Origin of the sequence: Pseudoalteromonas sp. 19-MNA-CIBAN-0066, from assembly GCF_040308705.1 — a bacterium.
Taxonomy (GTDB): domain Bacteria; phylum Pseudomonadota; class Gammaproteobacteria; order Enterobacterales; family Alteromonadaceae; genus Pseudoalteromonas; species Pseudoalteromonas nigrifaciens.
The window spans coordinates 23817-39361 of sequence record NZ_JBEONZ010000011.1 but is presented as its reverse complement, the minus strand read 5'-3'; the positions used below and the strand labels follow the sequence as shown (position 1 = coordinate 39361).

The window sequence follows — 15545 nt, the reverse complement described above, 5'->3', positions numbered from 1 at the left end:
TTTTATAATTACCTCAAGAATCGACAAGGTCATTAGTGGGTTGTTGCTGTTGTAATTTTAGTTCAATTAAAATTTCAGCATACGTTATTTATACATATGTAAAACCAATATCTTTAGTGTCTAATCAGTTATTGAATGAAGGTTAATACATATGGCATAAGTAACTTATGGTTGGGGGTGGTTAGTTAAGGGGTTGTAAGTGAAGTTATTGTATATTGTTAATTCATCAGCGTTTTTTTGCTCGCACTTTTTAGAGCTTGCTTTAAGAACTAAAGCAAGAGGTTGTGAGGTGGTTATCATAGCGGGTGATGGCGATATGGAAATGGAGTTAATTAAATTAGGATTTGAGTTTCATGCAGTAAATCTTTCCCGCAAAGGAGTTAATCTACTCGCCGAGATTAAATTTATTTTAAAGCTCAATAGACTTATTAAATTAATTAAACCTGATATTATTCACTCATTCACAATTAAACCTATTATTTATACAGGTGTTGTTAATCTTTTTAGTAATATGAAATGCTTAAACGTAGCTTCTATAACTGGATTAGGTAGTGCATCATTATCAAAAAGGTTAAAACATAAGGGGCTTTGGTTTTTTCTTACAAAGCTATATAAGCTAGTATTTTTAAAAAAAAATACTGTAGTTATTTTTGAAAATACTGATGATTTAAAACTTTTTTCTGATTTAAAAATCGTGAATGCGAACAGTGCTCACTTAGTTAATGGGGCTGGTATTGATACGACTGAATTTATACCAAGTTTAGATAAGGTAGAGCCCTATAAAGTTACAATGGTGAGTCGGTTATTAAAAGATAAAGGTGTTTTAGAGTTTATAGAGGCGGGCCGTATACTCAGGGAAAAAGGTACTAATGTGGTTATGCAGTTAGTTGGAAGTACCGATTTTGGAAATATATCATCTATAACTAAGGAGGAGTTAGACTCAGCTGTGAAACGTGGTGATGTAGAGTATTTAGGCCAGAGAGATGATATTAAGTTTATATACCAAAAGTCGCATGTTGCATGCTTGCCTTCTTATAGAGAAGGTTTGCCAAAGTCATTAATTGAGGCTGCAGCATGTGGTTTACCTATAATTACAACAGACGTACCTGGTTGTAGGCAAATGGTTTTCAATAGTAAAAATGGCTGGTTAGTGCCAGCTAAAAATGCTATGAAATTAGCCGAAGCGATTGAACTAATATTAAATTCACCAGGTAAACTAGATGAAATGGGCAAACAGAGTCGCATTGCAGCAGTAATGCTGTTTGACTATGAGGTTGTGATATCGAGCTTTCACGAGATATATGGTCTAGAGAATAACTTTGAATTAAAGGTATGATATTGAATATAGCGATGACAGGAGCGACAGGTTTTCTTGGTAGTCACCTTATGGAAAGTTTAAATAAAGAGAAGTTGACTATTATTGGAAGAAACCCACCACCTTTTTTTAAGGGGGATTTTCAGTATTTAGATATTTCTGAACAATTAAACGTGCCTCTTAACTTAGCTAATGTAGATGTGGTTATACATTGTGCTGCTAGGGTTCATATAATGAATGAGGCAGCAAGTGATCCGCTAACTGAGTTTAGAACTGTAAATACCCTTGGAACAATTAACTTAGCAAAACAAGCTGCACAAGCTGGTGTTAAACGCTTTATATTTTTAAGCTCAATTAAAGTAAATGGTGAAAGTACAAGTGGGAAAGATCCTTTCACTGCAAGCGTTAACTCAGCTGCCGAAGACCCTTATGGTATCTCGAAAGCAGAGGCTGAACAGCAGTTGTTAGAACTTAGTAAGCATACTGGCATGGAAGTTGTGATTATTCGCCCACCACTAGTATACGGTGAAGGAGTAAAAGCAAACTTTGCATCACTGATGCGTTTTGTTGATAAAGGGTTGCCACTCCCTTTTAGAGCTATTACAAGTAACAAGCGTAGTTTAGTGTCTGTTTATAACTTGGTTGATTTAATTAAGGTATGTATTGAGCATCGAAAAGCGGCTAACCAAGTGTTTTTAGCGTCTGACGACTATGATTTATCAACGGCTGAAATGGTAGCGTTAATGGCTAAGGTGCAAGACAAAAAGAACCTTGCTTTACCCATACCTGTTTGGTGTTTTAAACTAGCTGGTAAATTATTCAATAAAAACGATATTATTGATAGGCTTACAGGCTCGCTTCAATTAGATATAAGTCATACAAAAAGTACCCTAGGCTGGACACCACCATATTCAGTGGATTATGGTTTTAAACTTGCCGCTAAAAAGCCTTCAACGGAATAATTATTGGATTTATAAATGATACGTTTACTTGATTTTTTGTTTTCACTTTTTGGATTATTGTTTGCAATGCCATTTTTAGTGATTTTATACATAATTGGTTTATTTGATACGGGCTCACCTATTTTTATGCAAGAGCGTGTTGGTCGTGATAAGAAGCCATTTACGCTCGTTAAGTTTAGAACTATGACTGTTGATACTGCATCAGTTGCAAGTCACTTAGCGAGTACAGCCTCAATAACGCCCTTTGGTGGCTTTTTGCGTAAAACTAAGCTTGATGAACTTCCACAGCTTTGGAATGTACTAAAAGGCGAAATGAGTTTAGTTGGCCCACGCCCTGGTTTATTCAACCAAGAAGAGCTAACGCAAGCGCGTGAAGCTAAAAATGTGTTCGCAGTGCGTCCAGGCATTACAGGTTTAGCCCAAGTTAACGAAATTGACATGTCTACCCCTGGACTACTTGCAAAAACAGATCGTGAAATGATTGATACATTAACAACTGGTAATTATTTTAAATATATACTAATGACAGTTACCGGGAGTGGTAGTGGTGATAGGGTTAAATAGAGTTTATTATTTCTACTGAAAAAGTGGTACGCCCTACAAGTATAACCGCTGCAAGCAAGTACATGGCTGAGATAGAACTAAAAGGTTTATTACAGGAACTAGGCGCTAAATACAAAGCATGCTTTAGCATGGTCCGCTTTGGTGATTTTTAGGCTCATAGGTTTTGTTGTATCATTATTTCACCGCCAAATAAAAGAAGGTCTGAAAATAACGCTTACTCACTCAGTTATAAGCAGTTACTTGCTGATCACTTCCGAAGCTACACAACTTGCAATACAATAAGTCGCTCAGGATAAAGGCGATGATGCGTTTGTACTTGATATTGACAACTCGGTAAAAATAATTGATTTGGCTACCAAGACGGTTTGGATTACTGGCCTCGAAATTAAAACAGATGATATCGCGTATGGCGATATATAAGTAAAACGCAAAGGCTTATGCATATGTGAAGAGCTGTAAAAAAAGTTATTAATAGGCGAGAAGTTAGAGTATAGCTTACGTGAGTGTGTGATGACCTCAGACAGGGTAATGCTACTGTTCAGTGAATTTAATTAATGTATTTATTGATGCTCTTAATATCGCATGCCATAACTTAGAACATGAAAAATTCGTCAGCTATTACTCGATGCACCAATCGGCTTTAATCCAACCGAGGGTATTTGTAATTTAGTATGGTATGCCAGACTTGAAAATTACCCCGAAGGTAATAAAAGCAATGTGGTTAATTTAAAAAATTATAAAGCATGCTTAATGTATCAAGTTGAGATGGCTGTTCAAATTAAGCTGTAACTAAGTTAAGGTATTATTATTTAATACCTTTAATCTTTAATCTTTAATCTTTTACGTCGAATCGTATTGGTTGCAATGGATTTTTATTATCTAGGACATGAACAAACATTATGAATGAAGAAAAGTTAACCCACCTCAAAGCGCTCGAAGCTGAGTCAATTCATATAATGCGTGAAGTGGCTGCAGAGTTTGATAACCCTGTAATGCTTTACTCTGTAGGTAAAGACTCTTCGGTATTACTACATTTAGCACGTAAGGCATTTTACCCTGGTAAAATTCCTTTTCCATTAATGCATGTAGATACAAACTGGAAATTTAAGGAAATGATTCAGTTTAGAGACCAAATGGCTGAAAAGCATGGCTTTGATTTAATTGTTCATAAAAATCCAGAAGGCATGGATATGGGAATTAGTCCTTTTGTACATGGCAGTGCTAAACATACCGATATTATGAAGACACAAGGCCTTAAACAAGCACTTGATATGAACGGTTTTGATGCTGCATTTGGTGGTGCTCGCCGTGACGAAGAAAAATCTCGTGCTAAAGAACGTGTTTATTCATTTCGTGACAAAAATCATCGTTGGGATCCAAAAAATCAACGCCCAGAACTTTGGAATGTTTATAACAGCAAAGTCGATAAAGGTGAAAGCATTCGCGTATTCCCACTTAGCAATTGGACTGAGTTAGATATTTGGCAATACATATACCTTGAAGGTATTGAAATTCCATCATTGTATTTTGCTCAAGAGCGCCCTGTTGTTGAACGTGACGGTACATTAATTATGGTTGATGATGAACGCATGGAACTTGAAGAAGGCGAAGAGGTTCAGCAAAAAATGGTTCGCTTTAGAACATTAGGTTGTTATCCATTAACAGGAGCTGTTGAGTCTGTCGCTCAAACATTACCTGAAATTATCCAAGAAATGCTGCTTTGCACTACATCAGAGCGCCAAGGTCGAGTAATAGATAACGATTCTGCAGGTTCTATGGAGAAGAAAAAAATGGAAGGTTATTTCTAACCATACGTTAGAAGCTTTAAGAGACAAGTTATGAATAAGTTTAAAATAATGTATTTATAACTTCTTGTTATTAACCTATTACGAACCAAATTTCAGAGAAAATTATGTCACAAAAAACAAATTTACTAGCAACCGATATTGAAGCTTATTTAAAGGTTCATGAAAATAAAGATATGCTACGTATTCTAACGTGCGGTAGTGTAGATGATGGTAAGTCGACTTTGATTGGTCGCTTGCTTTACGATAGTAAAATGATCTTTGAAGATCAGATGGCTGCTATCGAAAAAGATTCAAAACGCTTTAATACAACTGATAATGATTTTGACTTAGCGCTTTTAGTTGATGGTCTCCAGTCTGAGCGTGAACAAGGTATTACGATTGATGTAGCGTATCGTTATTTTGCAACTGACCAGCGCAAGTTTATTATTGCTGATACTCCAGGACACGAGCAGTATACTCGTAATATGGCAACCGGTGCTTCTACCTGCGATTTAGCAATTATTTTGATTGACGCTCGCCATGGTGTGCAAGTTCAAACACGTAGGCATAGCTACATTTGTTCTTTGCTTGGAATTAAGAATGTAGTAATTGCTATTAACAAAATGGATGTAGTAGGTTATGAGCAATCTGTTTATCAAAACATTAAAAAGGATTACCGAGAGTTTGCTAAAAAATTATCTTTTGATGATATACGGTTTGTACCAATCTCAGCATTACGCGGCGATAACGTAGTAAACGAAAGTGAAGCTATGTCATGGTATCCTGGCTCTACGCTGATGAAGCTGTTAAACACAGTGCAAGTTAATCATGCTAAAAATGATGAATTCAGACTACAAGTACAATATGTTAACCGTCCAAATTTAGATTTTCGTGGCTTTAGTGGCACAGTTGCAGCCGGTGATATTAGAGTTGGAGATACTGTTGCGTCATTACCATCAGGTAAAGAAAGTAAAGTTAAGTCAATAGTTACTTTTGACGGTAATCTTGAAAAAGCGTCAGCGGGTATGGCTATTACACTAACTCTTGAAGATGAAATTGATGTGAGTCGTGGTGATATGTTGGTCCGCCCTCATCAAAAACCTCATTCCTCTGCTAATTTAGAAGCTGATGTAGTTTGGATGACCGAAGAAGCGTTGCATGTTGACCGCGAATATGAAATAAAAGTAGGTAGTAAGTCTGTTTTTGGTCACGTTGAAGTTATTAATTATAAAGTAGATGTGAACACATTAGAGCAAAAAGAAGCCTCGCAACTAGACTTAAATGAGATTGGTAACTGTCAGTTTGCTTTAACGGCACCTGTACAATTTGACGCTTATGACCTCAATAAACACACTGGTGCGTTTATTATTATTGACCGCTTAACTAATGTAACCGTTGGTGCCGGCATGATTCGTAAGCCTTTAGACGCTAAAATGAATAAATCGCAAAGCCAACATTCAGCGTTTGAAGTTGAGTTTAATGCCTTGGTTCGTAAACATTACCCTCATTGGGATGCAAAAGTAATTCGCTAGATTACTCATGCTAAGCATTGCGGGCTTTTTGAGCCCGCATTTTTGTTTTATTAACTATGGATGGCTACTATAATTATGCCATTAGATGCTTATCTAACGCTTTTTATTTTTGCACTGACTGTTACTGGCTTAATTGTTATTCAAGGGAAACCTGTAGCTGTTTTTGGAGCGACACTCATTGCTTTGATTGCTTGTGATTTGGTTACTAAAAAGCAATTTTTAACAAGCATTGCAAACCCTGGTTTAGTGACTTTAATTTTACTTATATTGTGCTCTTTAGCACTTGAGAAAACACGTTTGCTAAGGGTTGTAGCATCTAAAATAATTGTGAGTAGTTATCATTCTACTTGGTTTAGGTTATTTGGAGTTACTACTCTCTTTTCGTCTATTTTGAATAATACAGCTGTTGTAGCTACACTGCTTTCGCCTATTCGTAATAACCCCCATCATTTTGCCAGTAAGTTATTATTACCTTTGTCGTATGCCTCTATTTTAGGTGGAACGCTTACGCTAATAGGTACCTCTACTAATTTGATCGTTAATTCAATGTATATTGAGGCTTCTGGACGTTCACTATCGTTTTTTTCGTTTACAGCAATAGGGGCTATTTTAGTTGTTAGTTGTGGTGTTGTTATGTATTTTTGTACAAATATGTTACCTAGTATTGAGCAAAAAAAAGTAACATCTGAAGGGTATTTTATTGATGCGAAGGTAACTGAAAACTCTGAGCTTATAGGGCGCTCCGTTGAAGCTAATGGCTTGAGGCATCTAGAATCATTGTTTTTAGTTGAAATAGTTAGAGAAGGACACTTAATTAGCCCAGTGTCTCCTTCTGAGGTTATACACTACTCTGATAGACTTATATTCTGTGGAGAAATTACTAAGTTACTACAATTGGGGCAATTTACAGGCTTGGAAATTTTTGCTGAAAAAAACGGTACGTTAAATAGTAATTTAACTGAAGTAGTTGTTAGACAGGAAAGTATTATAGTTGGTAAAACCTTAAAAACAACGGGGTTTAGGGCTTTATTTGATGCTGCTGTAGTTGCTATTAGACGTGATGGTGAGCAGGTCTCCGGAAAGTTAGGAGATGTTGTAATTCGTTCTGGTGACTTTTTAGTTTTAGCTGTGGGCAAAGACTACAAAACAAGAACCAATATTAGTAAAAACTTTTTAGTACTTTCTGGTGTTGAGCCTGAATCCAGAATCAATGGCTGGCGTGCTTGGTTATCTATTGGAGGGTTTATTTCAATTATTATGCTGGCCGCTTTTGGTGTTCTAGACTTATTAGAAGGTTTAGTGTTATTGCTCGGAGGGTTATTGTTCTCTCGTAGTTTAACAGCCAATGAGTTGGTTAGGCGCTTTCCGGTTGATATTTGGGTAGTTGTGTCATCGGCGATTTTACTCTCAAATGCATTAGTCAATTCTGGTGTAGTAGCCATTCTAGGCGATTTTATTGGGCAGTTTAACGATCCAAACTATATATATGTTGCATTAATTTTTGTTTATATAACAACTTGGTTAATGACTGAGTTTGTTACTAATAATGCGGCGGCAGCGTTAATGTTTCCTATAGGTTATACCATCGCACTTGGATTTGGCGTAGATGTATTGCCATTTGTTATGACAGTTGCTTTTGCTGCTAGTGGAAGCTTTATAAGTCCTTATGGTTATCAAACTAATTTAATGGTTTTTAACGCAGGTAATTATAGGTTAAATGACTTTGTTAAAATGGGCTTACCTGTAAGTACCGTTTATGCTGTGGTTGTTTTAATTTGCATACCAGTGTTTTTCCCGTTTAAGTAGGTATTTGATGTACAAGGGAAAGATTTAAATTGTATTTCGTCGGTGTTGGGTTGTCTCGGGCCGTATAAGAGTTGAAGGTAAGGTATATAAATGAGCCAGAACGAAAATATTGTATGGCACGCACAAACAGTGTCACGAGAGCAAAAGCAAGGTCATAAAGGGCATAAGCCTGTTTTACTTTGGTATACAGGGTTAAGTGGATCTGGTAAGTCGACGATTGCTAATGCGGTAGAATTGAAACTATTTGAATTGGGTTGCCATACTTACTTGTTAGATGGTGATAATGTTCGCATGGGCCTAAATAAAGGGCTTACGTTTAGCGATGAAGATCGTATTGAAAATATTCGTCGCATTAGCGAAGTTGCTAAGCTATTTGTTGATGCTGGGTTAATTGTGTCGACTGCATTTATTTCACCATTTTCTACCGATAGGACTCAGGCTCGCAGTATTATGGCTAAAGATGAGTTTATTGAAGTGTTTATTGATACCCCAATAGATGTATGTGAAAGCCGTGATCCTAAAGGTTTATACAAAAAAGCAAGAGCTGGTGAAATACCTAATTTTACGGGGATAAGCTCTGCTTTTGATGTGCCAATATCACCAGAGGTACATATAAAAACAGCGCAGCAAAGTATTGAGCAAAGCGTTGAACAAATTATTCAGTATTTAAAGGAAAAAGAAGTTATCAAACTATAAGTATTCAGATATTAGATACCAGAATTATTGAAATGTTGACTGCTTAGTTAAGCAAAGTACTTTGACTTCTGACTTTGAGACTATTATGAAATACGATGTTTTTAATGGTGATGCTGATGGCATTATCGCATTACTACAGTTACAGCTCGCTAATCCTATAGATACAGTAAAGGTAACTGGGGTGAAGCGTGATATACAGTTACTAAAAAAAGTGACTCCACAATTAGGTGATTGCATCCGCGTGCTTGATATTTCAATGGAAAAGAATATGTCAGCTCTGCACGATGCATTAACAGTAGGCGCTAAGGTGATGTATGTTGATCATCATAAAACAGGTGATATACCTAATCATGCCAATTTATTTTCTCACATAGATCTTGATGCAAATATGTGTACTAGCTTAATTGTTAGCGATTTACTTGATAAGCAGTTTCACTTATGGGCAATAACGGCTGCATATGGCGATAATTTATTTGCAAAGGCAGATGCTGAAGCTGATAAGTTAAAATTGACAGAATTGCAAAAATCGCAGTTAAAAGCGTTTGGTACGTATATTAATTATAACGGTTATGGCAGTGAAGTGGCAGATTTACATTTTGCTCCAGAGAAGCTTTACGAGCAGCTTTTACAATATAAGTCGCCACTTGATGCTATAAATGATGAAAATTCTGCTTACTATACTCTAGAGCGTGCTTACAAAGCTGATATGGAAAAAGCGGCTGGGGCTAAAGTGTTACATGATTGTGGTACTGCTAAAGTTATTTTATTGGATGACGAGCCTTGGTCCCGCCGTGTTAGTGGTGTATTGGGTAATGATTTAGCGAATCAATCACCAAATAAAGCTCACGCAGTCGTTACTTATAATGATAAAGGTAGTTTTACCGTAAGTGTGCGTGCACCATTAAATAATAAACAAGGTGCAGTTGATATTTGTAGTAAGTTTGCAACCGGGGGGGGAAGAGCCGCTGCAGCTGGTATTAACGAATTGCCGAAATCACAAATTGACTGCTTTATTAAAACACTTATAAGATATTACAAATAGCTTTGTAATATCTATTGGGCCTAAATTTCTGTTGCTTTTAACACATTAATTTAAATACACTATTTCTTGAAGAGTGTCTCGCGTGAGACACTCTTGAGACAGTTTTTAGGCATTATTTACTGCACCAATAGTCACATTACTTATATATTTTAACTGTCTCAATCAAGCGCTTAAGCTGCAATTGCTCCTTAAGCGTGTAACAAATAAATCATCATTTAAGACTAATTACATTAATGAGTTTTTTGTTATAGTTATATTATTGTTAACTTCAAACCTCATCATGGGTTATGCCCTTTAATTGAACCGCAAAGGAACGTGTTATGGATAGCTTTATCCGCTCAATTATTAATGCCCCGCGTGCTAAAAAGCGTGTTATTACTTTATGTATCGATTCACTTTTTATAGCAGTCGCTTTTTGGTTAGCCCTTATTGTTAGGCTTGATAGCTTTGAGCCATTAAAAAGTGCTGATAATTGGCTGTTGTTATTGATGTTAATCCCCACCGCTTTGTATGCGTTTATTAGTTTAGGTTTATACCGCGCTGTACTGAGGTACATGAACTCGCAAGCGTTATGGGCTATTGTGTTAGGCACATTTATAACCACAGTAAGCTTGGTGTTGCTAGCTTTTTTTATTAAAATAGATATTCCGCGTACGATGCCATTTATTTTTGCTTGGTTATGTTTATTAACCGTAGGTGGCTCACGTATTATAGTGCGCGCACTGATAGGAAGAATGACCACCAGCAACAAAGATGCGGTCATTATTTATGGTGCGGGCTCGTCGGGGCGTCAATTAGCGACTGCTTTAAATGCAGGCCCTGAGTATTTTGTCAGTGCGTTTATTGATGACGACGTGACAAAACATGGCTCTATAATACAAGGCATACCGGTACGTGCGTTTAATGACATACATGAATTAATAAAAAAACGTAAGGCAACCAAAGTGCTGCTTGCTATGCCTAGTGAAACACGTGCAAGGCGCAAAGAAGTACTCGCACAACTTGAGCCATTACCGATTAAGGTACTTTCGATTCCGGGTATGGCCGATATAGTCGAAGGTAAAGCGAAGCTTTCTGAATTTAGAGATGTTGAAATTGAAGATTTACTAGGGCGCGACCCAGTAACTCCTAAAGATGATTTAATGACTGCCAATATAACAGAGAAAGTAGTCATGGTTACTGGTGCTGGTGGCTCAATCGGTTCAGAACTGTGTAGACAAATAGTGAAACTCAAACCAACTAAATTGGTTTTGTTTGAGCGCAGTGAAATTGCCCTTTATTCAATTGAAAAAGAATTGGGTGAATACATAACTAACAACACACTAAATATTCAACTCATCCCTATTATGGGCTCAGTACAACGTGTAAATCGCCTTGAAACGGTAATGAGAACCTTTGGTGTGCAAACCATCTACCATGCCGCTGCTTATAAGCATGTGCCATTGGTTGAGCACAATGTAGTAGAAGGTGTACGTAATAATGTATTTGGTACCTACTACGCCGCAAAGGCCGCTGTTGAGGCTAAGGTAGATACCTTTGTATTGATTTCTACTGATAAAGCCGTACGCCCGACAAATGTAATGGGCGCGACTAAACGTATGGCCGAGCTAGTGTTGCAAGGTTTAGCACAAGAGCAGGGGGCTAAACACCAAACACGCTTTTGTATGGTGCGCTTTGGTAATGTGCTTGGTTCAAGTGGCTCAGTTGTACCGCTATTTCGCCGCCAAATAAAAGAAGGTGGCCCAATAACATTAACTCACCCTGATATAACTCGTTACTTTATGACTATTCCCGAAGCCGCTCAACTTGTAATACAAGCAGGCGCTATGGGCAAGGGCGGTGATGTATTCGTACTCGATATGGGCGACTCGGTAAAAATAAGTGATTTGGCAACTAAAATGGTTAGATTGTCGGGCCTCGAAATTAAAACAGATGATACCCCGCATGGTGATATTGAAATTAAATGTACCGGTTTACGCCCAGGTGAAAAGCTGTATGAAGAGCTATTAATAGGCGATAACGTAGAGCAAACACCGCATGAGCGTATAATGACTGCACATGAAGTAATGCTGCCACTCAGTGAGCTTAATGTATTTATTGATGCGCTTGATATTGCCTGCAATAACTTTGAGCATGAAAAAATACGTCAGCTACTACTTGATGCACCAACTGGCTTTAACCCCACTGATGGTATTTGTGATTTAGTATGGAATGCCAGACTTGAAAATGAATCTAAAGATAATACTGAAAGCGTAAGCAATGTGGTTAATTTAAGTAAATCATAAAGAATAAGTGTTAGACGTTAGCTATCAAGTATAAATAGAGATCTGATAGTGATTAAAGTTAAGAGTTAATGAAAAAAACCAGTGGTTTTAGGGAAATAAAAATGAAAATTGCAGTAGTTGGCACAGGCTATGTAGGCCTCTCTAACGCTATGTTATTAGCACAACATAATGAAGTTGTTGCACTCGATATTGATGAGCAAAAAATAGCGCTTTTAAATGATAAACAATCACCTATTGTTGATACCGAAATTAGTGAGTTTTTAACGCGTAGTGATTTAAATTTTACAGCCACTACAGATAAAAATGCAGCATATAAAAATGCAGACTTTGTGATTATTGCCACGCCAACCGATTACGATGTAGAAAATAACTATTTTAATACTAGCTCGGTTGAAGCAGTTATTAAAGAGGCTACAGCGCATAACCCTAGTGCAGTTTTAGTAATTAAATCGACAGTACCAGTTGGTTTTACGCAAAATATTAAAACAGAGTTAAATGTAGATAATTTAATATTCTCGCCTGAGTTTTTACGCGAAGGTAAAGCTTTACACGATAACTTGCATCCATCACGAATTGTAGTAGGTGAGCAAAGTGAACGTGCAGAAGTATTTGCTAACTTACTCAAGCAAGGCGCTATCAAAGAAGATATTGAAGTACTATTCACTGATTCAACAGAAGCTGAAGCAATTAAACTATTCTCAAACACATACTTGGCAATGCGTGTTGCTTACTTTAATGAGCTCGACAGCTACGCTGAAGCACATGGCTTAAACTCTAAGCAAATTATACAAGGGGTAAGTTTAGACCCACGTATAGGTAACCATTATAACAACCCTTCGTTTGGCTATGGTGGTTACTGTTTACCAAAAGATACAAAGCAGCTACGTGCAAACTATGCAAATGTACCAAACAACATTATTGGTGCAATTGTTGATGCAAACACCACACGTAAAGACTTTATTGCGGATTCAATTATCAAGCGTGAGCCTAAAGTAGTAGGCGTTTACCGCTTAGTGATGAAAACAGGGTCTGATAACTTTAGAGCGTCTGCTATTCAAGGGATTATGAAACGCATTAAAGCCAAAGGTATTGAGGTTGTTGTATTTGAACCAGTGCTTGAAGAAAACGAGTTTTACCATTCGCGTGTTATAAAAGACTTAAATGAGTTTAAGCAAATATCGGATGTAGTGGTTTCTAACCGTATGGTTGAAGAGCTTAGCGACATTGCAGATAAAGTATATACACGCGATTTATTTGGAAGTGATTAATAGCTATTTAGCTATAGTAATTTGGATATACAGTTTTAGGTATCAGTCACAGCTTATTACGTAATTAAACGACTCTTTGCTAGTAACTAGTTTTTATTGTTTGACGTTCGATACCTCTTTACCCTTTTACATATAAAGGAATATTATGAAATATTTAGTAACAGGCGCAGCTGGCTTTATTGGTAGTGCGGTTGTAGAGAAACTAACTGCTGCAGGACATCAAGTTGTCGGTATTGATAACTTAAATGATTACTATGACGTTAACCTTAAGCTTGCACGCCTTGATCGTATTAAGCATGAGCAGTTTGAGTGTAAAAAGGTTGATTTAGCAGATCGTCCAGCAATGGCTAATTTATTTGAGCAAGAGCAGTTTGACCGCGTCATTCATCTTGCGGCACAGGCTGGTGTGCGTTATTCAATTGAAAACCCACATGCTTACGCTGATTCTAACTTAGTGGGCCATCTTAATATTCTTGAAGGCTGTCGCCAAACAAAAGTGAAGCACCTAGTTTATGCATCATCGAGCTCTGTGTATGGCCTAAATGCTAAAGTTCCTTTTGAGACTTCTGACTCAGTTGAACATCCTGTTTCTTTGTATGCAGCGACTAAAAAAGCCAATGAGTTGATGTCGCACAGCTACTCGCATTTATACGATATTCCAACAACTGGCTTGCGCTTCTTTACCGTGTATGGCTCGTGGGGCCGTCCAGATATGGCACCGTTTATCTTTACTAAAAAGATATTAGATGGCGACACCATTGATATTAACAACAATGGTGATATGTGGCGTGATTTTACCCATGTAAATGATATTGTTGAAGGCGTCGTGCGTATTGCTGATGTTTTACCTGGGCGTGATGAGCAATGGACGGTAGAGCAAGGTACGCCTGCTTCAAGTTCAGCGCCTTACGCTGTATATAACATAGGTCATGGCTCACCCATTAGCTTAATGGATTTTGTGAAGGCAATTGAAGATGAGCTGGGTATAGAAGCCAAGAAAAACTTCCGTGAAATGCAGCCCGGCGATGTATACCAAACCTATGCTGATACCCAAGACTTATTTGCCGCAACTGATTACAAACCACAAGTAGGCATTAAAGAGGGTGTTGCTGAGTTTATTACTTGGTATAAAGAGTTTTACAATAAATAAAAAGTTTAAATTAATATAAAATATAGCTGTTAAAACTAAACGTTAAAAAGACTGAGTCTAATTTGGACTCGGTCTTTTTGTTTTTTGCTATGTTGTTTTATATTACATAGTACTTTTAAAAAGATAAAATTATTCAGCTTAGATATATTGCTTAGCTGTTAATTTATAAAAATATTAAAACGATTAATTAAATTAAAGGACTACCCTTGAAAGCTGTTATCCCTGTTGCCGGTTTAGGCACTCGTATGTTACCTATGACCAAAGCCATTCCTAAAGAAATGTTGCCTTTGGTTGATAAGCCACTTATACAGTACATAGTTAACGAATGTGTTGCTGCAGGCATTAAAGAAATTGTATTAGTAACGCACAGCTCTAAAAATGCGATTGAAAATCACTTTGATACTAGCTTTGAACTAGAAGCTACATTAGAGAAGCGCGTTAAGCGTGTTTTACTTGATGAAGTACGTTCTATTTGCCCACCTGATGTAACCATTATGCATGTACGACAAGGTGAAGCTAAAGGCTTAGGCCATGCTGTATTGTGCGCCAAGCCTATTATTGGTGATGACGATTTTGTAGTGGTATTGCCAGATGTAATACTCGATGCTTATACCGCTAACCAAAAAACTGAAAATTTAGCTGCTATGATTACCCGTTTTAACCAAACGCAAGCAAGCCAAATTATGCTTGAGCCTGTAGCACAGGAAGATGTAAGCAAATACGGTATCGCTGATATTAACGGGGTAGAACTAACCCCAGGTGAAAGTGCCGCTATAAATGCCATGGTTGAAAAGCCAGATGTTGATGTTGCACCTTCAAACCTAGCTGTTGTTGGCCGCTATGTATTAAGTAAAAATATTTGGCCGCTACTTGCTAAAACTCATGTTGGCGCTGGTGGCGAAATACAGCTTACCGATGCGATTGATGCACTAATAGCACAGGAAACAGTAGAAGCGTTTCATATGAGTGGCCGCTCACATGACTGTGGCGACAAACTCGGTTATTTAAAAGCTATTGTAGAATACAGCATGCGCCATGAAAGTTTAGGTGATGAGTTTACTGAACATTTAAAATCGCTTGTAAATTAGGGTTGGCTGTAAAAAAATAATTGTAGCCACTTTTTGTAGTTCAGAAAACA

Annotated in this window: 14 protein-coding genes; all 14 read left to right on the top strand. The window is 37.3% G+C overall.

The features are described from left to right. Window positions 1-199 precede the first annotated feature (199 nt). Window positions 200-1336 carry a glycosyltransferase family 4 protein gene (locus AAEZ18_RS08750; protein ID WP_350594468.1) on the top strand — a complete coding sequence of 379 codons (1137 nt, stop codon included), beginning with the start codon at window positions 200-202 and terminating at the stop codon, window positions 1334-1336. Next, window positions 1333-2277 (top strand): UDP-glucose 4-epimerase family protein, encoded by a 945-nt coding sequence (locus AAEZ18_RS08745; protein ID WP_350594466.1) that lies wholly within the window; start codon window positions 1333-1335, stop codon window positions 2275-2277. Before AAEZ18_RS08750 ends, AAEZ18_RS08745 begins: the two co-directional genes overlap by 4 nt. A 15-nt stretch (window positions 2278-2292) precedes the next feature. Continuing rightward, a complete protein-coding gene (locus tag AAEZ18_RS08740) occupies window positions 2293-2841 on the top strand; it encodes a sugar transferase (protein WP_350594465.1) in 549 nt (182 codons plus the stop codon). Next, window positions 2838-2993 (top strand): polysaccharide biosynthesis protein, encoded by a 156-nt coding sequence (locus AAEZ18_RS19925; protein ID WP_502935380.1) that lies wholly within the window; start codon window positions 2838-2840, stop codon window positions 2991-2993. Before AAEZ18_RS08740 ends, AAEZ18_RS19925 begins: the two co-directional genes overlap by 4 nt. Further along, a complete protein-coding gene (locus AAEZ18_RS08730; RefSeq protein WP_350594461.1) occupies window positions 2983-3123 on the top strand; it encodes a polysaccharide biosynthesis protein in 141 nt (46 codons plus the stop codon). The genes AAEZ18_RS19925 and AAEZ18_RS08730 overlap by 11 nt, the downstream gene beginning before the upstream one ends. A 617-nt stretch (window positions 3124-3740) precedes the next feature. Beyond that, the gene (gene cysD / locus AAEZ18_RS08725; RefSeq protein ID WP_350594458.1) at window positions 3741-4649 is read left to right on the top strand and encodes a sulfate adenylyltransferase subunit CysD; all 909 of its coding nucleotides are present in this window, start codon (window positions 3741-3743) and stop codon (window positions 4647-4649) included. Between the two features lie 104 nt (window positions 4650-4753). Continuing rightward, window positions 4754-6160, top strand: a complete 1407-nt coding sequence (gene cysN, locus AAEZ18_RS08720; protein WP_350594456.1) for a sulfate adenylyltransferase subunit CysN — start codon at window positions 4754-4756, stop codon at window positions 6158-6160. Between the two features lie 75 nt (window positions 6161-6235). Beyond that, entirely contained in the window at window positions 6236-7966 is a 1731-nt protein-coding gene (locus tag AAEZ18_RS08715) for an SLC13 family permease (RefSeq protein WP_350594549.1), read from the top strand. A gap of 90 nt (window positions 7967-8056) precedes the next feature. Continuing rightward, the gene (gene cysC, locus AAEZ18_RS08710) at window positions 8057-8662 is read left to right on the top strand and encodes an adenylyl-sulfate kinase (RefSeq protein ID WP_350594454.1); all 606 of its coding nucleotides are present in this window, start codon (window positions 8057-8059) and stop codon (window positions 8660-8662) included. A gap of 85 nt (window positions 8663-8747) precedes the next feature. Further along, the gene (locus AAEZ18_RS08705; protein WP_350594452.1) at window positions 8748-9704 is read left to right on the top strand and encodes a DHHA1 domain-containing protein; all 957 of its coding nucleotides are present in this window, start codon (window positions 8748-8750) and stop codon (window positions 9702-9704) included. Window positions 9705-10024: 320 nt separating this feature from the next. Then, the gene (locus AAEZ18_RS08700) at window positions 10025-11989 is read left to right on the top strand and encodes a polysaccharide biosynthesis protein (protein ID WP_350594450.1); all 1965 of its coding nucleotides are present in this window, start codon (window positions 10025-10027) and stop codon (window positions 11987-11989) included. Between the two features lie 101 nt (window positions 11990-12090). After that, window positions 12091-13257: a nucleotide sugar dehydrogenase gene (locus AAEZ18_RS08695; protein ID WP_350594448.1), complete on the top strand. Its 1167-nt coding sequence runs from the start codon at window positions 12091-12093 to the stop codon at window positions 13255-13257. A gap of 145 nt (window positions 13258-13402) precedes the next feature. Continuing rightward, window positions 13403-14407: an NAD-dependent epimerase gene (locus AAEZ18_RS08690; RefSeq protein WP_350594446.1), complete on the top strand. Its 1005-nt coding sequence runs from the start codon at window positions 13403-13405 to the stop codon at window positions 14405-14407. A 206-nt stretch (window positions 14408-14613) separates the two neighbouring features. Then, entirely contained in the window at window positions 14614-15495 is an 882-nt protein-coding gene (gene galU, locus AAEZ18_RS08685) for a UTP--glucose-1-phosphate uridylyltransferase GalU (protein ID WP_350594444.1), read from the top strand. Window positions 15496-15545: the final 50 nt, after the last annotated feature.